Source organism: Pseudomonas sp. RGM 3321 (assembly GCF_022836805.1).
Taxonomy (GTDB): Bacteria; Pseudomonadota; Gammaproteobacteria; order Pseudomonadales; family Pseudomonadaceae; genus Aquipseudomonas.
This window is the reverse complement of sequence record NZ_JALHBH010000104.1, coordinates 120,011-138,455: the sequence shown is the minus strand read 5'-3', so window position 1 is coordinate 138,455 and position 18,445 is coordinate 120,011. Positions and strand designations below refer to the sequence as shown.

Here is an 18,445-nt window from a genome sequence, read left to right as displayed (position 1 = left end):
GCCACACAGACGCGGGATGGAGCAGTCTGGTAGCTCGTCGGGCTCATAACCCGAAGGTCGTCGGTTCAAATCCGGCTCCCGCAACCAAACATCAAGAAAGGCTACTCGAAAGAGTGGCCTTTTTTGTGCCTGCGTTAAAAGTACCGCCTCATGCCCTGCCACTGACAACCCTGTATCGCAGCTTTATCAGCGCTTCCACACTGGAGGCGTAAAAAGGCAGCATCATTGGCAAAGGTGCACAATCTGCTACTCATTTGTCCGCTTTCAAGATTAAGGGTTGACACTTCAGCGTTCGGCTGTAGAATGCCGCCACACAGACGCGGGATGGAGCAGTCTGGTAGCTCGTCGGGCTCATAACCCGAAGGTCGTCGGTTCAAATCCGGCTCCCGCAACCAAACATCAAGAAAGGCTACTCGAAAGAGTGGCCTTTTTTGTTTCCGGCGAAAAAACATTTCAGGCGACCGCTAACTGCCTGAGAAAAAAGACTATTTTCCAAGCCCTTTGAAACCCTATCATCACATCTGTAACGTAATGCTTTCATTGACGACAGTTTTTGCATGCGCTGCCGATAGGTGTTACTAAGCTGAATCACGACTGAACCTCGGCTGAACAGCATCGCCTGGTCGGATTCGCTATTCGCTCGTTAGACGTTGACGCGCTAACATCCTGAAATATTTTCTGCGTAGGGATTGGTAACTTGGCTGCATACCTCCATCCTGTCGCGCACGATCCAAGGAGTGATTGATGCGCGACAACATGACCGATTCCAATGAAACCGTTGATGCAGAGCAACCAGGCAGCCCACCACGCCAGAACTGGCGGGAGCTGCTAAGCAAATACCGGCAGCCTATCGGGCTGGCGGTGATGCTGCTGTTGTTCAGCCTGGCCCTTATTGCCTGCCGCCACATGCTGGTCGAAATGGACTGGTATGCGCTGCACGACTCACTGTTCGCAGTGCCCCTGCCCGCTCTGGGCGGCGCTCTGCTCGCAGCAATAGTCGGTTATGTCATTTTGATGGGCTATGAACTGTCCGCCAGTCGCTATGCCAATGTCGATCTGCCCATCAAGACGCTGCTTCTCGGCGGCTTCACCTCGTTTGCCATCGGCAATGCGGTTGGCCTGTCGATGCTGTCCGGTGGTTCGGTGCGCTACAGGCTTTATTCACGCCACGGCGTAGGCGCAATCGAAATTGCCCGCATGACTGTGTTCGCCAGCCTGTCACTGGGCTGTGCGTTACCGCCGCTGGCGGCACTGGCCACGTTGAGCAACCTGTCAGGCGCGTCACTGGCACTCAAGCTTCCCGTCGACGTGCTGGCTGTAGTCGCCACAGCAGTGTTGATTGGCAGTCTGCTGCTGGCGGTGTTCGTCTACCGTCGCCGCCTGCCGGAACAGGACATCCCGCACAATATTCTGGTTCGTCTCGGTCGTCGTACTTTGCGCCTGCCGGATTTGAAGCTGACGCTGATCCAGCTGGTAATTACCGCGCTGGACGTCGCTGCTGCGGCGATGGTGTTGTACCTGCTGCTGCCGCACGCGCCGCCTCTCGGTGCGTTCATCCTTATTTATCTGCTGGCGCTCGCTGCTGGCGTACTCAGCCATGTGCCTGGCGGCGTCGGCGTGTTCGAGGCCATTCTGCTCGCCGCCTTTGCCAACGAACTGGGTGCCGCCCCGCTCGCCGCTGCGTTGCTATTGTACCGCTTGATCTACGTGATCCTGCCGCTGCTGCTGGCCTGCCTTACCCTGCTGTTTACCGAAGCCCAGCGCCTGCTGCCGACCAAGCAAGCCATGCGCGTTGCCTCGGGGCTGGCGGCACCGATTCTGGCCCTACTGGTTTTCTTGTCGGGGGTGGTGCTGCTCTTCTCTGGTGCCACCCCTGAAATCGATACCCGACTGGAAAACGTCGGCTTCATGATCCCGCATCGGCTGATCGACGCGTCGCACTTCGGGGCCAGTCTGGTGGGCGTACTGTGCCTGCTGCTTGCTCAGGGACTGCGTCGCCGACTCTCGGCTGCATGGATGCTGACCTCTATCCTGCTGTTGGTGGGCGCAGTGCTGTCGATACTCAAAGGCTTCGACTGGGAAGAAGCCAGCATGCTGCTGCTGACCGCCTGCCTGCTGCTGACCTTCCGCCGTTCGTTCTACCGCCCAAGCCGCCTGCTGGAGCTGCCGTTCTCGCCGGTCTACCTGATTGCCAGCATTTGTGTGGTCGGCGCCTCGATCTGGCTGCTGCTGTTCGCCTATCAGGACGTACCCTACAGTCATCAGTTGTGGTGGCAGTTCACCCTCGATGCAGATGCCCCGCGCGGCCTGCGTTCGGCACTGGGCAGCGCAGTGCTGCTGGTGGTGGTTTCGCTGACCTGGTTGCTGCGTACTGCCAGACCAGTCATCAAACTGCCCGACGCGGCAGACTTGGACAAGGCAGCCGAGATCCTCAAAGCATCCAAACAGCCGGATGGCGGCCTGGTGCTGACCGGCGATAAGGCGATCCTGTTCCATCCGGCCGGTAATGCATTCCTGATGTACTCGCATCGCGGCCGCAGCCTGGTTGCGCTTTACGATCCGATTGGCCCGACCCAGCAGCGTGCCGAGTTGATATGGCAGTTCCGCGACCTGTGCGACGTGCATCATGCGCGCCCGGTGTTCTACCAGGTACGTGCAGAAAACCTGCCGTTCTACATGGACATCGGCCTCACCGCCATCAAGCTGGGTGAAGAGGCGCGCGTCGACCTGCGGCGCTTCGATATCGACGCCAAGGGCAAGGAAATGAAAGACCTGCGTTACACCTGGAACCGAGGTGGCCGCGATGGTCTTTCGCTGGAAATCTACGAACCGGGCCAGGCACCGATCGACGAGCTGAAAGTGATTTCCGACGCTTGGCTGACGGGCAAGAATGTGCGTGAAAAAGGCTTCTCGCTGGGCCGCTTCAGCACTGAGTACCTGAAGTACTTCCGCATTGCCATCGTGCACTTCCAGGGCAAGCCGGTCGCGTTCTCCAACCTGCTGGAAACCACCAGCCCGGAACTGGCCAGCCTGGACCTGATGCGCTCTCACCCGGACGCCCCCAAGCTGACCATGGAATTCATGATGGTCGGCCTGATTCTGCATTACAAAGCCCAGGGCTATGCGCGGTTCAGCCTGGGAATGGTGCCCTTGTCGGGCCTGCAGCCACGACGTGGCGCGCCGATCACTCAGCGCCTGGGTTCGATGATCTTTCGTCGTGGCGAACAGCTGTACAACTTCCAGGGGCTGCGCCGCTTCAAGGACAAGTTCCAGCCCGACTGGGAACCTCGTTATATGGCCGTGCCTGCCGGACTTGATCCGCTCGTGGCACTGGCTGACACCGCCGCCCTGATTGCGGGCGGCCTGACTGGATTGGTGAAACGCTGATGATTCGACGCTCCTGGCGCCTTTTGCTTGCAGCTCTGGTAATTGTTCTTTTAGTCGTAGCACTGGGAATATGGATCTGGAACCGCCCCGCACCGCCCGCATCGCTGGAACACTTGAACCTTGACGGTGGCGCGCCGCTGACCAGCGTGACACCGGCCACCAGCATCAAGACCCGCATTGCGCTGGCCGTCACCGCCGAAGAAATGCTCTCCGACAAGCAGTTGCTGGCGATCAGCAAGGACGCTTCGGCACGCATCATTCAGGTGGTACTGCCCAAGGACGACTGCGTCCTGCAACAGAAAACCTTTCAGGAAGCCCTGGCGAAGCTCGACGGCCCTGCAAAGGTTGTTGGAGGCATAGGCCCTGGTGCGACCCTGGCGTGGCGCTGGCTGGCCGAACAGACCGACGACAAGGCGCAGGCCATTTCCGTAGGGTTTGCGCTTGAGCATGTTTCGAATCCACCTCCAGTTCTGGAAGAAGACGAGAAACCGCCGCAGATCTGCGACGTGCCGCTGCCGCAAAAAGCTCCGCACGGGCACTGGCTGGCCGCTTGGAACGACGCGCCGGATGATCCGAGCGCAGCGTTCGTGCGAGACCAGAACAATGCCGACACCAGCATCAGCGACTACGACATTCCGCTGCCTCAGGTGCTTAACACTGAACTGCGTCACTTGCTGCTCGGCGAGAACGACAGTGGCGGCCTCGGTATCCCGACCGTCGAAGTCCCGGCCAGCCAGCCTTCTGACACCGTGACGCTGTTCATGTCCGGTGACGGCGGCTGGCGCGACCTGGACAAGGTCGTGGCAGGCGACATGGCCAAGATGGGCTATCCGGTGGTGGGCATCGACGTGTTGCGCTACTACTGGGAACACAAGACACCGGAGCAGACAGCTGTCGACCTCACCGACCTGATGAACCACTACCGTCAGAAATGGGGCACCAAGCGCTTCATCCTGGCTGGCTACTCGTTCGGCGCGGACGTGATGCCCGCGATCTACAATCGCCTGGCTGCGGATGATCAGAATCGGGTCGACGCGATCATTCTGCTGGCCTTCGCGCGCACTGGCAGTTTCGAGATTCACGTCGACGGCTGGCTCGGCAACGCAGGCAAGGAAGCCACCACCGGACAGGAAATGGCCAAGCTGCCAGCCGCCAAGGTGTTCTGTGTTTATGGTGTAGAAGAGAAGAAAGACAGCGGTTGCACCGACACTACCGCAGTCGGCGAAGCCGTTCAGTTGCCTGGAGGTCATCACTTCGATGAAGACTATCCGGCACTTGCCAAACGCCTGATCGACGCCATCAACAAGCGTCAGGGCAAGGCTACCGCTCAGTAAGCACCGCCAGATAGAAGTCTGAAAGGCATAAAAAATCCCGGCACCGTGAGGTCGTCGGGATTTTTTTATTCACGCTGCCGGCCTTGCCGGCGAACGCTTACATCTCTACTTGCGTACCCAGCTCGATCACCCGGTTGAACGGCAGCTTGAAGAAGCGCAGGTTACCGTTGGCGTTCTTGAGCATGAACGCGAACAGCGCCTCACGCCAGCGCGCCATGCCATCCATCTTCGACGGGATCACCGTTTCGCGGCTAAGGAAGTAAGTGGTGCGCATCGGACTGAAATCCAGTTCCGGCAGATCACACAAAGCCAGCGCAGCAGGCACATCGGGCTCATCGATGAAGCCGAAGTGCAGGATCACCCGGTAAAAGCCTTCGCCATAGGACTCCACTTCAACGCGCTGAGCGGCAGGCACACGAGGTGAGTCTTCATACACCACCGTCAGCAGCACCACTTGCTCGTGCAGTACCTGGTTGTGCAGCATGTTATGCAGCAGCGCATGAGGCACGGCATCCGAACGTGCGGTCAGGAACACCGCCGTGCCCTGCACACGATGCGGCGGCTGGACGCGAATGCTGCCGATAAAGATCGGCAACGGCAGCCCGCCCTCGTCAATCCGCTCGGCCAGCAGTTGTTTACCGCGCTTCCAGGTGGTCATGAGGATGAACAGCACCGCACCTGCCAGCACCGGGAAGGCACCGCCCTGAAAAATCTTCGGTACGTTGGCCGCAAAGAACAGGCCATCCACCAGCAGCAGGCAGATCAGCAACGGAACAGCCAGCAACGGCGGCCATTTCCAGAGCATCAGCATCACCGTCGACACCAGAATGGTGGTGCAGAGCATGGTCCCGGTCACCGCAACGCCGTAAGCAGACGCCAGCGCACCAGACGATTCAAAGCCGATTACCAACAGAATGACACCCGCCATCAGCGCCCAGTTGACGGCACCGATGTAGATCTGACCTTGCGCGTCGCTGGAGGTGTGCTGGATGTGCATGCGCGGAATGTAGCCCAGTTGGATCGCCTGCAGCGTCATCGAGAACGCGCCGGAGATTACCGCCTGCGAGGCAATGATGGTCGCCATCGTCGACAAGCCGATCAGTGGCAGCAATGCCCAGCCCGGCGCCAGCAAGTAGAACGGGTTACGAACCGTTTCGGGATTGCCCAGCACCAGCGCACCCTGACCGAAATAGTTGAGCAGCAACGCAGGCAGCACGAGAATGAACCAGGCACGTGAAATCGGCTTGCGACCGAAGTGGCCCATGTCGGCATAAAGTGCCTCGGCACCGGTCAGGGCCAGCACCACAGCACCAAGAATGGCCACACCAATACCCGGATGGATGATGAAAAAGTTCACACCCCAGGCCGGATTGACCGCTTTGAGCACTTCCGGCGACTGCATGATGCCGTAAACGCCCAGCGCACCCAGCACCAGAAACCAGGTCACCATCACCGGGCCGAACAGCACGCCGATGCGTGCCGTGCCGTGGCGCTGAATCAGAAACAGCCCCACCAGCACGATCAGCGCCATGGGGACGATCCAGTGATTGAGGCCATCGAAGGCCAGTTCCAGCCCTTCCATCGCCGACAATACCGAGACTGCCGGGGTAATCATGCTGTCGCCATAGAACAGCGCAGCACCGAACAACCCGAACACCACCATCATCATTTGCAGTTTGGGGTGTTTGGCCGATGCTCGACGCGCCAGCGCCATCAACGCCATGATGCCGCCCTCGCCCTGGTTGTCAGCACGCAGAACAAACGCCATGTACTTGAAAGAAACGACCCAGATCAGTGACCAGAAGATCAGTGACAACACCCCGAGTATGGCGTCATGCGTGACTTCCACGCCGTAACCGCCCTGAAACACTTCCTTGAGGGTGTACAGCGGGCTGGTGCCGATATCGCCGTAAACCACCCCCACTGCCGCGATCAGCAACCCGATAGGCTTGGCAGTGCCTGCGGCCTCCCCATGACTGTTTGTTTGACTCATCCACTACTCCCGGAAACCAGACATGAGGTTCAACACTGAGAACATCACAACGCGTAACAATTCAGATTCAGCCAGACATTGACATGCCTCGGCGTGATGGCGCGAAGCATAACGCAGCACTCGTTGTAATTCTTGGTGAAACGCAAATGGCGAGAATGATCAAGCCGACTCGCCCCGCCTTTCAGGCAGTTTCCGGGGGGAGATATTTCTCATTGAACGACGCAAATACCAGCCGGTCATTACTTAAGCCTGCCGCCTGAAAGGTCATCAAGAACCGCATCGACGCCCGGGTACCCTGATTCCTCTGACCGAGATGCCCTGATGACTACAAAAAAACTGACTATTCAGCCGTTACGCTTCCAGCCTTCATTTGAAGTCGTCCCCGACGATGAAGCGCAAACCAGCAAAGAGCTGGTGGAAGCCATGCATTCCATTCTTGAAACCACGTTGCAAGACACCGGGCACGCCATTCGCAGTGTGCATGCGAAGGCACACGGGTTGCTGCGCGGGCAGATTCAGGTATATGACGACCTGCCCGAGCCACTGGCTCAAGGCGCGTTTGCGAAACCCGGCAATTTCCCGCTCTTCATGCGGTTCTCGACCAACCCGGGGGATATTCTTGACGATAAGGTATCTACCCCAAGGGGACTGGCGATAAAACTTGTGGGTATCGAGGGCACGCGCTTGCCCGGCAGCGCCGACGCATCGACCCAGGATTTTGTCATGCAGAACGCCAAGGCCTTTACTGCCAAGGACCCCAAGGCTTTTTTGAAAACCTTGAAGTTATTAGCCAAAACAACTGACAAAGCACCGGGAATGAAGAAGGCACTGTCTGCCGTCCTTCGCGGTATCGAGTCCGCTATCGAGTCTGCCGGCGGCGAGAGCGGCACGCTTAGAAGTCTCGGCGGGCACCCGATGACTCATATCCTCGGCGAGACTTTCTACACCGTCGTGCCTTTTCTGTACGGGCCCTACTACGCCAAGCTGAGCGTAGTCCCCATTTCCGCAGAATTGGTGGCGCTGACCGACAAGGCTGTAGACCTGAAAGACAAGCCGGATGGCCTGCGTGAGGCAGTCAAAACGTTTTTCCTCGAAAACGATGCCAGCTGGGAAGTTTGTATCCAGCTGGCAACGGACCTGGAGAAAATGCCGGTAGAGGACGCGTCGGCGATCTGGCCGGAAGACCTCAGCCCCTACGTGGCAGTCGCCCGAATCGATGTCCCTCGCCAATCCTCGTGGTCCGAGCAAAGCATTCAGGAAATCGACGAAGGCATGTCATTCAGCCCATGGCATGGTCTTGCAGCGCACCGTCCGCTGGGCGGAGTCATGCGAGTGCGCAAACCTGCCTACGAACACTCGGCGGGCTTTCGCAGTCAGCACAATGGGTGCCCGATGCACGAGCCGCGTGGCTGACAGGTCAATCGGCCCGAGGCTAGACCCCTTATAGCGATGGTTCCCGTTTCATCAGTGCGCATCTGCTGAAACGGGACAGCATCCAGGCAAATACAACTTCAACTCGCGGCCGATAGCGTAGCCAAATACGTCCTGCATATCCTGAAGGTCTCAACCAACGCGCCTCCCTCCCGGACCTGACAATTGCGCAGACAAAACATGCAGGCTTGCTCAATAGCCAGGTGCTCCTGAAGCATAAATCCTCCCCTCGCCTGACATACGTCGCAATTCTCATCCAAACGCTGGTCATCGTGCCCACTCACCGCTAGAATTGCGCACTTTTTGATCAGAGGCGCAGCAAGCGCCCAGTCAGCACCTGCGCTTCGCGTTCGGGTGCCCTTCACGCCGAGGTTTGCCATGTCCACCGTCACCACGCCGTCCGCCCCAAAGGTCGGATTCGTTTCACTGGGTTGCCCAAAGGCACTCGTTGATTCCGAACGCATCCTGACCCAGCTGCGCATGGAAGGTTACGAAGTCGTTGCGACCTACGAGGATGCCGACGTGGTCGTGGTCAACACCTGCGGCTTCATCGACACCGCCAAGGCCGAATCGCTGGAAGTGATCGGCGAGGCGATCAAGGAAAACGGCAAGGTCATCGTGACCGGCTGCATGGGCGTTGACGCAAATGTCATTCGCGATGTGCACCCCAGCGTGCTGTCGGTGACCGGCCCGCAGCAGTACGAACAAGTGGTCAACGCAGTGCACGATGTCGTGCCGCCCCGCCAGGATCACAATCCGTTGATCGACTTGGTGCCGCCACAAGGGGTCAAACTGACCCCGCGCCACTACGCGTATCTGAAGATTTCCGAAGGCTGCAACCATAGCTGCAGCTTCTGCATTATCCCGTCGATGCGCGGCAAGCTGGTCAGCCGTCCGGTTGGCGATGTACTGGATGAGGCCAAGCGTCTGGTCAAATCCGGTGTGAAGGAGCTGCTGGTCATCTCCCAGGACACCAGCGCCTATGGCGTGGACGTCAAATACCGCACCGGGTTCTGGGACGGCCAGCCGGTCAAGACCCGTATGACCGAGCTGTGTCAGGCGCTGGGTTCGATGGGCGTCTGGGTTCGCCTGCATTACGTTTACCCGTACCCACATGTCGACGAACTGATTCCGCTGATGGCGGCCGGCAAGATCCTGCCGTACCTGGACATCCCGTTCCAGCACGCCAGCCCGAAGATCCTCAAGCTGATGAAGCGGCCAGCCTTTGAAGACAAGACACTGGCACGCATCAAGAACTGGCGCGAGCAGTGTCCTGATCTGATTATCCGCTCGACGTTCATCGTCGGCTTCCCCGGTGAAACCGAAGAAGACTTCCAGTACTTGCTGGACTGGCTGACCGAAGCCCAACTGGACCGCGTCGGCTGCTTCCAGTATTCGCCGGTTGAAGGGGCTCCTGCCAATCTGCTGGACGCGGCCATCGTGCCGGATGACGTCAAGCAGGACCGTTGGGATCGTTTCATGGCTCACCAGCAGGCAATCAGCGCTGCGCGCCTGCAAATGAAGATCGGCAAGGAAATCGAAGTGCTGATCGACGAAGTCGATGATCGCGGCGCCGTAGGCCGCTGTTTCTTCGATGCTCCGGAAATCGACGGCAACGTGTTCATCGGTCTGGAAGATGGCAGCACCGTTCAGCCCGGTGACAAGATCATGTGCCGCGTCACCGATGCTGACGAATACGACCTGTGGGCCGAGGTGCTGTAAGCACAGCTACTTGCCGTAATCGAAAGCCCTGCCCTTGAACCGGCAGGGCTTTTTCGTCTCTGGCCGTTGTCTATGCAAAACTAGCCGAAAGGAGAATGCGAGATGCGGTTATATACCCCGGACACCAACGATTACCCGGAGATGAGCGAGGTATGGGAGCGCTCGGTGCGCGCCACCCATGACTTTCTACCGGACGCCTACATCATCAGGCTCAAGGGGTTGCTGACACAGTATCTGGACAGCGTGACGCTGTTCTGCACCCGGAACGAGCAGCTCAACATCACGGGCTTCGCGGGCGTGAACAAAAACCGACTGGATGTTCTGTTCATCGACCCGAACCATCGCGGCAAGAAGCTGGGCACGCAGCTGCTGACCCACGCAATCGAGCACTTCGACATCCGTGAACTGGATGTCAACGAGCAGAACACTCAGGCACTGGGGTTTTACCTCAGGCATGGTTTCGAAGTTGTCAGCCGTTCTGAAGTCGACGGTTTGGGTCAGCCCTATCCGATGCTTAGAATGCGCCTGCCCCGTCGTAACTGACATCGATTACAGCGCAAATGCAATGTTGCCGCGATTAACCAGCGTGAGGCGGTTACAATGGCGCCTTTCTCATCAGTAAACGGCTTTTCTTCATGACAGACCCCATTCGCCTTTCCAAACGCCTTATCGAGCTGGTCGGTTGCTCCCGCCGGGAGGCCGAACTGTTTATCGAGGGTGGCTGGGTTACTGTGGACGGCGTGGTCATCGAAGAGCCGCACTTCAAGGTCAGCACCCAGAAAGTTCAGCTCAGCCCGGATGCCAAGGCCGACTCCCCTGAGCCGGTGACGATCATTCTGCACAAACCCGCCTCGGCAAGCACCGAAGAGGCTTTGCAGATGATCACGCCGGGCACGCTCTCGGTCGAACACAGCTACAGCAAGCGTCCGCTCAAGGGCCACTTCATGCGCCTTGAGGCGATTTCAAGCCTGCAGGCCAACGCCAGCGGCTTGATGGTGTTCAGCCAGGACTGGAAAATCCTGCGCAAGCTCACCGATGACCGCAGCAAGATCGAGCAGGAATACGTGGTGGAAATATCGGGCGAAATGGTTGCTCACGGCCTGAACCGGCTGAATCACGGCCTGACCTACAAAGGCAAGGAACTGCCCGCCGTAAAGGCCAGCTGGCAGAACGAGAACCGCCTGCGCTTTGCAATGAAAAACCCGCAGCCCGGCATCATTGCCCTGCTGTGCGAGGCCGTTGGCCTGAAGATCGTCGCCATTCGTCGCATCCGTATCGGCGGCGTATCCATGGGCAAACTGCCCGAGGGCCAGTGGCGCTATATGACGACCAAGGAAAAGTTTTAACTCCCTCGGCACCCGACCTTATTACCGCGCGCATGACTATCGTCACGCGCCGACATACGACTTATCAGGAAACACGCCCCATGATGAACAACGACGTACTGCGCAGCGTGCGCTACATGCTCGATATCAGCGACAGCAAGATTGTCGAGATCATCGGCCTGACGGGTTTTGAAGTCTCCAAAAGCGATGTCATCGCTTTCATGAAGAAAGAGGAAGAAGAGGGCTATCTGGATTGCAGCGATGAAATCATGGCGCATTTTCTCGATGGCCTGGTTTACTTCAAGCGTGGCAAGGACGAAAGCCGTCCGCCGCAGCCGATTGATCTGCCGATTACCAACAACATTGTTCTGAAAAAACTGCGCGTGGCCTTCGAGCTGAAAGAAGACGACATGCATGCCATCCTGAAATCCGCGGAATTTCCGGTTTCCAAGCCAGAGCTGAGCGCGCTGTTCCGCAAGGTCGGACACACCAACTACCGCGCCTGTGGCGATCAACTGCTACGCAATTTCCTCAAGGGTCTGACCCTGCGCGTGCGTGGCTGAACCGGTCGGTACCATGAGTTACAACGTCTCCCCTGTCGGCTTCTTACGCTCCTGTTTCAAGGAGAAATTCGCCATCCCCCGCCAGCCACAGCTGGCCCCGGCAGCACGTGGAGTGCTGGAGCTGGTAGCGCCTTTCGATCAGGGTGAAGCCGTTCAAGGGCTCGAGCAGGTCAGTCATGTCTGGCTGCTGTTTCTGTTCCATATGGCGCTGGAAGACAAGCCGCGCCTGAAGGTTCGCCCTCCGCGCCTGGGCGGCAACCAGTCGATGGGGGTATTTGCCACCCGCGCGACGCATCGCCCCAATGGCATCGGCCAGTCGGTGGTCAGGCTGGACAAAGTCGAGGCCGGTCGCCTGTGGCTGTCCGGCATCGACTTGCTGGATGGCACACCAGTGCTGGACATCAAACCATACGTGCCCTATGCCGATGCCATCGCCGGGGCGACCAACCACATCGCCAGTGCCGCGCCGGCCCTGATACCGGTGCAGTGGCAGGACGCAGCCCTGCTGCATGCTCGCGAACACGCACTACGCCTGAGTGAGCCGCTGGTCGAGCTGATCGAGCAGTGTCTGGCGCAGGACCCGCGCCCGGCTTATCAGCTTCCGACGCCGGAACGCCGCTACGGCGCTCAGTTCTGGGATCTGGACGTACGCTGGCACTACCCGCAGGCCGGGACGATTTGCGTGCTTGAAGTCCTGCCGGCCTGAAGGGATGCCAGCGACAAATCCCGGGCAATAAAAACCCGCCTGATCCCTTCAAGGACGAGGCGGATTTTTTAAGGCCAACTTACTTCTCGACGAATGCACGCTCGATCAGATAGTCACCGGGCTCACGCATGCGTGGCGAAACGGTCAGACCAAAGCTGTTGAGCACCTCGCTGGTCTCGTCGAGCATGCTCGGGCTACCGCACAACATGGCGCGGTCGTCCTGCGGGTTGATCGGCGGCAGGCCGATGTCGCTGAACAGCTTGCCGCTACGCATCAGATCGGTCAGGCGACCTTCGTTCTCGAACGGCTCGCGGGTGACAGTCGGGTAGTAGATCAGCTTGTCACGCAGCGCTTCACCGAAGAACTCGTTCTGTGGCAGATGCTCGGTGATGAATTCGCGATAGGCGACTTCGTTCACGTAACGCACGCCGTGGCACAGGATGACTTTCTCGAAACGCTCGTAGGTTTCGGGGTCCTGAATCACGCTCATGAACGGTGCCAGGCCAGTACCCGTGCTCAACAGGTAAAGATGCTTGCCCGGTTTGAGGTCGTCCAGCACCAGCGTACCCGTAGGCTTTTTACTGATGATGATTTCATCGCCTTCCTTGAGGTGCTGCAGCTGCGAGGTGAGCGGACCGTCCGGCACCTTGATGCTGAAGAATTCCAGATGCTCTTCCCAGTTCGGGCTGGCAATCGAGTAGGCGCGCATGAGCGGGCGACCGTTTGGCTGCTGCAGACCGATCATCACGAACTGACCGTTCTCGAAACGCAAACCAGGGTCGCGGGTGCACTTGAAACTGAAGAGGGTGTCGTTCCAATGATGGACGCTGAGGACACGCTCGTGGTTCATGTTGCTCATGTACGTGAAGACTCCTGAAAAAATAATGCGCGCAGAAGCACTGCGCTATTGCGCGACATTCTAGTGGCAGACACAATATCTGTTAAATGAATTATCAAGATATAGGTTATCGGTTATATAGATATGCGATTTACTCTTCGTCAGCTTCAAGTGTTCGTTGCCGTCGCCCGGCAGGAAAGCGTCTCCAAAGCAGCCGTGCTGCTTTCGCTTTCGCAGTCGGCTGCCAGCACCTCCATCACCGAGCTGGAGCGCCAGTCGAGCTGCCAGCTGTTTGACCGCGCCGGCAAGCGGCTAAGCCTTAACGCAACGGGCAGGCAATTACTGCCGCAGGCCGTCGCTCTGCTGGATCAGGCAAAGGAAATCGAAGACCTGCTGAATGGTAAATCAGGCTTTGGCTCACTGGCGGTCGGGGCCACGCTGACGATCGGCAATTATCTGGCGACCCTGCTGATCGGCGGCTATATGCAGCGTCACCCGGAAAGCCAGGTCAAGCTGCACGTCCAGAACACCGCGCATATCGTGCAACAGGTCGCCCACTACGAGATTGATCTGGGCTTGATCGAAGGCGATTGCAGCCACCCGGACATCGAAGTGCAGTCTTGGGTAGAAGACGAACTTGTGGTGTTCTGCGCCCCACAGCATCCACTGGCCAAACGCGCCCATGTAACGCTGGAAGAACTGACCCATGAAGCCTGGATCCTGCGAGAACAAGGTTCAGGCACGCGCTTGACGTTCGATCAGGCCATGCGTCACCACCGCAACGGGCTGAATGTCCGACTGGAGCTGGAACACACCGAAGCCATCAAGCGGGCAGTTGAATCCGGATTGGGCATTGGCTGCATCTCCAGACTGGCGCTGCGCGACTCGTTTCGTCGCGGCAATCTGGTGGAACTGGCCACGCCGGAGCTCGATCTGGCGCGTCAGTTCTATTTCATCTGGCACAAACAGAAATACCAGACTTCAGCCATGCGCGAATTCCTCGAACTGTGCCGCGCGTTCACCGCCGGAGTGAAGCGCAGCGACGAGATCGTGCTACCAAGCCTGTATTGAACAAGCCCTAACCCAGCAGCACGATGCCCCACACCAGAGCGATCATGCTCAGGGCGATGAACTGGGCAGCGCTGCCCATGTCCTTGGCGTTCTTGGACAACGGGTGCAGGTCCAGAGAGATCCGGTCGATGGCAGCCTCTACAGCTGAGTTGAGCAATTCTACAATCAGGGCCAGCAGGCAGACGGCAACCAGCAAGGCATGCTCGGCCTTGCTGACGTGCAGGAAAAACGACAGCGGGACCAACACCACGTTAAGCAGTACCAGCTGGCGGAAAGCGGCTTCGCCTTTGAAAGCGGCTGACAGACCGTCCAGAGAATAGCCTGCGGCATTGAGGATACGTTTTAGACCGGTTTGGCCTTTGAAGGGCGACATAGAGAGGCTGCTGTGTAAAAAAGATGAGGAAAGCTAAGGCACTAAAGGTCAAAAAAGCGTGAATGCTCGCAACCTGAACGCCGTTAACTGGACGAGATGGACTCAAGCTGCTGTAACAACAACGCTGCCTGGGTTCGCGTGCGTACGCCAAGCTTGCGAAAAATCGCTGTGACGTGCGCTTTGATAGTGGCTTCGGAGACGCTGAGTTCGGAGGCAATCTGCTTGTTCAGCAGCCCCTCACAGACCATCGTCAATACTCGAAACTGCTGCGGCGTGAGACTGGCGAGGCCGGCGCTTGCAGCCTTCGCTTCATCCGAAACACTGATCACTTCATTGACCTGTGGCGGCCACCAGACGTCGCCATCGAGCACGGTACGCACCGCCTGCTGAATGACTTCAAGGGAGCTGGATTTGGGAATGAACCCGCTGGCACCAAACTCTCTGGAACGCACCACAATCGACGCTTCTTCCTGAGCCGAAACCATCACCACCGGTATCTGCGGATATTGGCCGCGCAACAGGACCAGCCCGGAGAAGCCATACGCCCCCGGCATGTTCAGGTCCAGCAGAACCAGATCCCAATCAGCCTTCTCTCCCAGACGGGATTCAAGCTGGGCAATGCTTTCTGCCTCGACGAGCCGCGCTTCAGGCCCCAGGCCAATGCTCAGCGCCTGATGCAGCGCACTGCGAAACAGGGGATGATCATCAGCGATCAGGATGTCGTAGGTCATGTAGTGATCCTGTTTTTGTAGTGAGGGCCGACAGAATCGGCCACCCAGCAAGACTGGCGAACGCGCATCGCGACAACCCGAAAAGAACGTCGGTGCCACGCCAGACCAGATGAATCGGCTTCCAGGCGGCGCCAAGCATGCCCAGCAAGACCATGACGGTCAAGCGCGAAGCGTCTTTGCCCGGGCACATGGATGGCAATTAGCCTATATAGGGCAGATCCGCAACATTGCGTGATAGAAAGCCTTCAAATGAAAGCCTTCAAATGAGTGTGGGCCGCGTCGTCGGGGTCGATCGGCTTGAGGTACTTGGCACCCAGATAATGAGCGCTGAACACATCCAGATAAGCATCCAGTACGCCACTGGCGCAGCTGTCCCCGGCCAGTTCCAGACAAAGCGCGGCAACTTCGGCAGTGCAGAAGTGATCGTCGCGCCTTGATCTGCGCAAGCGGTAACGCGAGATCTGCTCGGGCTCCAGCGTCAACACCGGAAACCTTTCCAGATACGGGCTTTTGCGGAACATCTTGCGCGCTTCGGTCCAGGTGGCATCCAGCAGAATGAACAGTGGGCGCTTGCCGTCCATGCGCGACACCTTATTGACCACACGTTCCTCGGCAACGAACTCACCGGGAAAAACGATATAGGGCTGCCACTGCGGATCGTCCAGCAAGGCGAGCAATTGCTCGTCGACATCTATTCGCGACCAGCCGAATGCATGGGTGTCCTTGATGACATCGGCGATCAGCCAGCCGGTGTTGGTCGGCTTCAAAGGCTCGGTGTCGTACATCAGCAGGCACATGCCTGACTCGGCATTCACGGCAGGTCGCCACGCGCACAGGCAATAACCGGAGATAACCCGGCAATCCGGACAGCGCGGCGCGCGCGAGCCGCGAGCAATAAAGGGCTTGGTACTGCGGGCCAGACGCTCGTCGCGCAGACGGGAAACGGCATGACTCATTACAGGACACGCCTGCGGGGGGAATACATCGACACCACAAAGACTCGGCAGGATTAAAGTGCGCGCAGTTTATCAGAGCACCGGCACTTCAACCCGCTTTCGGTCCTCGGGCTGTTCCCGCGTCAGAGAGACCGCGTTGAAACGGGTACAGCCCCTAGGCCCGATGAAGACTCCTGCTCTATACTGCTGCGCCATTGCAACCCGCGTTATCGGCGGGCTGCCCGGAACGCACTTTGAAGTCGCTGGTCCAACGGCCAGCCACTTAATCAGGAGAGTTTAATGCTGCGCCTTATCGTACCCACCCTTACGCTTTTGCTCGTTGCTCCGCTATGCGCCCAGGCGGCGTCGAAACAGGAGTTCGAACTCAGCAAAATGCTGGAAAAAGTCGCTAAGGAAAGCAGTGTCGGCACGCCAAGGGCGATCAACGAAGACATCCTCGATCAGGGCTATACCGTCAGTGGCAACGAACTGATCAACCACTTGAGCGTACGCGAAGGCCAGGCCCAGCAAATGCGCGCCAACCCGGACGTGATGCGCAACCAGTTGGGCAACAGCGTTTGCCACAACAACGGTTTCCGCCAGTTGATGACCAAGGGGGCCGTCCTCAAGTATCAGTTCACCGAGTACAAGACCAACCGCCCGGTTGCGACCCAGACTTTTCAGGCGTCGGACTGCACTGTAAAACCGAAAAAGTAAGTACCCCCGGCACTTGGCACTCTCCCCGCGCGCCTGCCACTCAGGCGCGTCAGTTCAGCAACGCTCAAGACATCCTGCAACGAATCCGCCCTGGCAATGAACCGGGAATGGGTAGCCTTTCTCTGCAAACCGGGACATCATCGATTCAACACGCCCCACCGGGCCATTGATTCTGCAGGAGGATAAACCCCGAATGCCGTATGTACCTGACGATCTTCTATCCCGACACTTTCAAAGCAACGGGCTCGACCTGACCAGCAAAATTGAAGAGCACATCAACGAGGTCGCTCCCGGCACCAGGAACCTGCCGCTGTACCGCGACATGATGCTCACGGTGTTGCGCATGGCCCAAGACGACCGCAATCGCTGGGACGTCAAGATAACGCTGCAAACCCTGCGCGAACTGGACAAAGCCTTTCGGGTGCTCGAACGTTTCAAGGGCCGCCGCAAAGTCACCGTATTCGGTTCTGCTCGCACACCTCAGGAGCACCCCCTTTACGCACAGGCCAGAGAGCTGGGCGAAAAGCTTGCCCGCTCGGACATGATGGTCATCACCGGCGCAGGTGGTGGCATCATGGCCGCAGCCCACGCAGGTGCAGGTCTGAAACACAGCCTGGGGTTCAACATTACCCTGCCCTTCGAGCAGCACGCCAACCCCACGGTGGAGGGCACGGAAAACCTGCTGCCTTTCCATTTCTTCTTCACACGCAAGCTGTTCTTCGTCAAGGAAGCCGACGCGCTGGTACTGTGCCCAGGCGGGTTTGGAACCCTGGACGAAGCGCTGGAAGTGCTGACATTGATACAGACCGGCAAAAGCCCTCTGGTGCCCGTCGTGTTACTGGACACCCCTGGCGGCAGCTTCTGGCAAGGTGCACTGGACTTCATCAAAAACCAGTTGCAGGACAACCACTACATTCTGCCAGCCGACATGAAACTGATGAGGCTGGTCTACAGCGCCGATGAAGCGGTGGAAGAGATCAACCGGTTTTATGCCAACTTCCATTCCAGCCGCTGGCTGAAGAACAAGTTCGTGATCCGTATGCGCCACGCGCTCAGCGCACAGGCTCTGGAGCACATGCAGGAAGCTTTCGCCGATCTGTGTATCAATGAAAACTTTCATCAGCACAGCTATCAGGGCGAGGAGCACGATGAGGTGCAATTCAGCCACCTGACACGACTGGCGTTCACCTTCACAGGGCGCAATCAGGGTAGGCTTCGTGAACTGGTGGACTACATCAATCAACAGGAAAACTGGGAGGACGCCTCAGCGACAAGAGATGGCACGCAGGATCAGGCGCCACAGAAAACGCTCTGATACC

General features: G+C 58.3%; 16 protein-coding genes and 2 tRNA genes. 13 read left to right on the top strand and 5 right to left on the bottom strand.

Going from position 1 to position 18,445, the window contains the following annotated elements; genetic code table 11:
• Window positions 1-10: 10 nt before the first annotated feature.
• The 4 genes from RGM3321_RS10840 to RGM3321_RS10825 all read left to right on the top strand — a co-directional run bounded on the left by RGM3321_RS10840 (window position 11) and on the right by RGM3321_RS10825 (window position 4,721).
• A tRNA-Met gene (locus tag RGM3321_RS10840) sits at window positions 11-87 on the top strand.
• Between the two features lie 231 nt (window positions 88-318).
• Window positions 319-395, top strand: a tRNA-Met gene (locus RGM3321_RS10835).
• A gap of 349 nt (window positions 396-744) precedes the next feature.
• Entirely contained in the window at window positions 745-3,387 is a 2,643-nt protein-coding gene (gene mprF, locus RGM3321_RS10830) for a bifunctional lysylphosphatidylglycerol flippase/synthetase MprF (RefSeq protein ID WP_244393036.1), read from the top strand.
• Complete coding sequence (locus RGM3321_RS10825; RefSeq protein WP_244393035.1) at window positions 3,387-4,721, top strand: AcvB/VirJ family lysyl-phosphatidylglycerol hydrolase; 1,335 nt, start codon at window positions 3,387-3,389, stop codon at window positions 4,719-4,721. Before mprF ends, RGM3321_RS10825 begins: the two co-directional genes overlap by 1 nt.
• A 97-nt stretch (window positions 4,722-4,818) precedes the next feature.
• Here the strand turns inward: RGM3321_RS10825 and RGM3321_RS10820 are convergent, their stop codons facing one another.
• Entirely contained in the window at window positions 4,819-6,714 is a 1,896-nt protein-coding gene (locus RGM3321_RS10820) for a potassium transporter Kup (RefSeq protein ID WP_244393034.1), read from the bottom strand.
• 321 nt (window positions 6,715-7,035) lie between these two features.
• On the opposite strand from RGM3321_RS10820, the gene RGM3321_RS10815 reads away from it, so the two are divergent.
• The 6 genes from RGM3321_RS10815 (at window position 7,036) to tsaA (ending at window position 12,461) form a co-directional block, all read left to right on the top strand.
• The gene (locus RGM3321_RS10815; protein WP_244393033.1) at window positions 7,036-8,127 is read left to right on the top strand and encodes a catalase family protein; all 1,092 of its coding nucleotides are present in this window, start codon (window positions 7,036-7,038) and stop codon (window positions 8,125-8,127) included.
• Window positions 8,128-8,523: 396 nt separating this feature from the next.
• Window positions 8,524-9,867 (top strand): 30S ribosomal protein S12 methylthiotransferase RimO, encoded by a 1,344-nt coding sequence (rimO, locus tag RGM3321_RS10810; RefSeq protein WP_244393032.1) that lies wholly within the window; start codon window positions 8,524-8,526, stop codon window positions 9,865-9,867.
• Window positions 9,868-9,969: 102 nt separating this feature from the next.
• Window positions 9,970-10,410 carry a GNAT family N-acetyltransferase gene (locus tag RGM3321_RS10805; RefSeq protein WP_244393031.1) on the top strand — a complete coding sequence of 147 codons (441 nt, stop codon included), beginning with the start codon at window positions 9,970-9,972 and terminating at the stop codon, window positions 10,408-10,410.
• A 92-nt stretch (window positions 10,411-10,502) separates the two neighbouring features.
• A complete protein-coding gene (locus tag RGM3321_RS10800) occupies window positions 10,503-11,213 on the top strand; it encodes an rRNA pseudouridine synthase (protein WP_244393030.1) in 711 nt (236 codons plus the stop codon).
• An 80-nt stretch (window positions 11,214-11,293) separates the two neighbouring features.
• On the top strand, window positions 11,294-11,755 hold the full coding sequence (locus tag RGM3321_RS10795; RefSeq protein ID WP_084918661.1) for a DUF1456 family protein: 462 nt from the start codon (window positions 11,294-11,296) through the stop codon (window positions 11,753-11,755).
• Between the two features lie 13 nt (window positions 11,756-11,768).
• The gene (tsaA, locus tag RGM3321_RS10790) at window positions 11,769-12,461 is read left to right on the top strand and encodes a tRNA (N6-threonylcarbamoyladenosine(37)-N6)-methyltransferase TrmO (RefSeq protein WP_244393029.1); all 693 of its coding nucleotides are present in this window, start codon (window positions 11,769-11,771) and stop codon (window positions 12,459-12,461) included.
• A gap of 79 nt (window positions 12,462-12,540) precedes the next feature.
• On the opposite strand, the gene fpr is transcribed toward tsaA, so the two are convergent.
• Window positions 12,541-13,320, bottom strand: a complete 780-nt coding sequence (gene fpr, locus RGM3321_RS10785; RefSeq protein WP_002554680.1) for a ferredoxin-NADP reductase — start codon at window positions 13,318-13,320, stop codon at window positions 12,541-12,543.
• A gap of 123 nt (window positions 13,321-13,443) precedes the next feature.
• Between fpr and RGM3321_RS10780 the strand changes: the two genes are divergently transcribed.
• Complete coding sequence (locus tag RGM3321_RS10780; protein WP_002554681.1) at window positions 13,444-14,370, top strand: LysR family transcriptional regulator; 927 nt, start codon at window positions 13,444-13,446, stop codon at window positions 14,368-14,370.
• Between the two features lie 7 nt (window positions 14,371-14,377).
• On the opposite strand, the gene RGM3321_RS10775 is transcribed toward RGM3321_RS10780, so the two are convergent.
• The 3 genes from RGM3321_RS10775 to RGM3321_RS10765 form a co-directional block, all read right to left on the bottom strand.
• Window positions 14,378-14,743, bottom strand: coding sequence for a diacylglycerol kinase (locus RGM3321_RS10775; protein WP_002554682.1), 366 nt, complete (start codon window positions 14,741-14,743; stop codon window positions 14,378-14,380).
• Between the two features lie 83 nt (window positions 14,744-14,826).
• A complete protein-coding gene (erdR, locus tag RGM3321_RS10770) occupies window positions 14,827-15,474 on the bottom strand; it encodes a response regulator transcription factor ErdR (RefSeq protein WP_046270723.1) in 648 nt (215 codons plus the stop codon).
• A 245-nt stretch (window positions 15,475-15,719) separates the two neighbouring features.
• Window positions 15,720-16,430 (bottom strand): tRNA-uridine aminocarboxypropyltransferase, encoded by a 711-nt coding sequence (locus RGM3321_RS10765; protein WP_244393028.1) that lies wholly within the window; start codon window positions 16,428-16,430, stop codon window positions 15,720-15,722.
• A gap of 279 nt (window positions 16,431-16,709) precedes the next feature.
• Between RGM3321_RS10765 and RGM3321_RS10760 the strand changes: the two genes are divergently transcribed.
• Both RGM3321_RS10760 and RGM3321_RS10755 read left to right on the top strand, forming a co-directional pair.
• Window positions 16,710-17,126: a quorum-sensing-regulated virulence factor family protein gene (locus tag RGM3321_RS10760; protein WP_002554685.1), complete on the top strand. Its 417-nt coding sequence runs from the start codon at window positions 16,710-16,712 to the stop codon at window positions 17,124-17,126.
• Window positions 17,127-17,319: 193 nt separating this feature from the next.
• Window positions 17,320-18,441, top strand: coding sequence for an LOG family protein (locus RGM3321_RS10755; RefSeq protein ID WP_244393027.1), 1,122 nt, complete (start codon window positions 17,320-17,322; stop codon window positions 18,439-18,441).
• Window positions 18,442-18,445: the final 4 nt, after the last annotated feature.

Excerpts from the sequence above, each read along its gene's own strand:
- RGM3321_RS10795 (WP_084918661.1), top strand. The coding sequence starts at position 11,294 with ATGATGAACAACGACGTACTGCGCAGCGTGCGCTACATGCTCGATATC.
- mprF (WP_244393036.1), top strand. The coding sequence starts at position 745 with ATGCGCGACAACATGACCGATTCCAATGAAACCGTTGATGCAGAGCAA.
- fpr (WP_002554680.1), bottom strand. The coding sequence starts at position 13,320 with ATGAGCAACATGAACCACGAGCGTGTCCTCAGCGTCCATCATTGGAAC.
- rimO (WP_244393032.1), top strand. The coding sequence starts at position 8,524 with ATGTCCACCGTCACCACGCCGTCCGCCCCAAAGGTCGGATTCGTTTCA.
- RGM3321_RS10760 (WP_002554685.1), top strand. The coding sequence starts at position 16,710 with ATGCTGCGCCTTATCGTACCCACCCTTACGCTTTTGCTCGTTGCTCCG.
- RGM3321_RS10805 (WP_244393031.1), top strand. The coding sequence starts at position 9,970 with ATGCGGTTATATACCCCGGACACCAACGATTACCCGGAGATGAGCGAG.
- erdR (WP_046270723.1), bottom strand. The coding sequence starts at position 15,474 with ATGACCTACGACATCCTGATCGCTGATGATCATCCCCTGTTTCGCAGT.
- RGM3321_RS10815 (WP_244393033.1), top strand. The coding sequence starts at position 7,036 with ATGACTACAAAAAAACTGACTATTCAGCCGTTACGCTTCCAGCCTTCA.
- RGM3321_RS10755 (WP_244393027.1), top strand. The coding sequence starts at position 17,320 with ATGCCGTATGTACCTGACGATCTTCTATCCCGACACTTTCAAAGCAAC.
- RGM3321_RS10825 (WP_244393035.1), top strand. The coding sequence starts at position 3,387 with ATGATTCGACGCTCCTGGCGCCTTTTGCTTGCAGCTCTGGTAATTGTT.
- RGM3321_RS10765 (WP_244393028.1), bottom strand. The coding sequence starts at position 16,430 with ATGAGTCATGCCGTTTCCCGTCTGCGCGACGAGCGTCTGGCCCGCAGT.
- tsaA (WP_244393029.1), top strand. The coding sequence starts at position 11,769 with ATGAGTTACAACGTCTCCCCTGTCGGCTTCTTACGCTCCTGTTTCAAG.
- RGM3321_RS10780 (WP_002554681.1), top strand. The coding sequence starts at position 13,444 with ATGCGATTTACTCTTCGTCAGCTTCAAGTGTTCGTTGCCGTCGCCCGG.
- RGM3321_RS10800 (WP_244393030.1), top strand. The coding sequence starts at position 10,503 with ATGACAGACCCCATTCGCCTTTCCAAACGCCTTATCGAGCTGGTCGGT.
- RGM3321_RS10820 (WP_244393034.1), bottom strand. The coding sequence starts at position 6,714 with ATGAGTCAAACAAACAGTCATGGGGAGGCCGCAGGCACTGCCAAGCCT.
- RGM3321_RS10775 (WP_002554682.1), bottom strand. The coding sequence starts at position 14,743 with ATGTCGCCCTTCAAAGGCCAAACCGGTCTAAAACGTATCCTCAATGCC.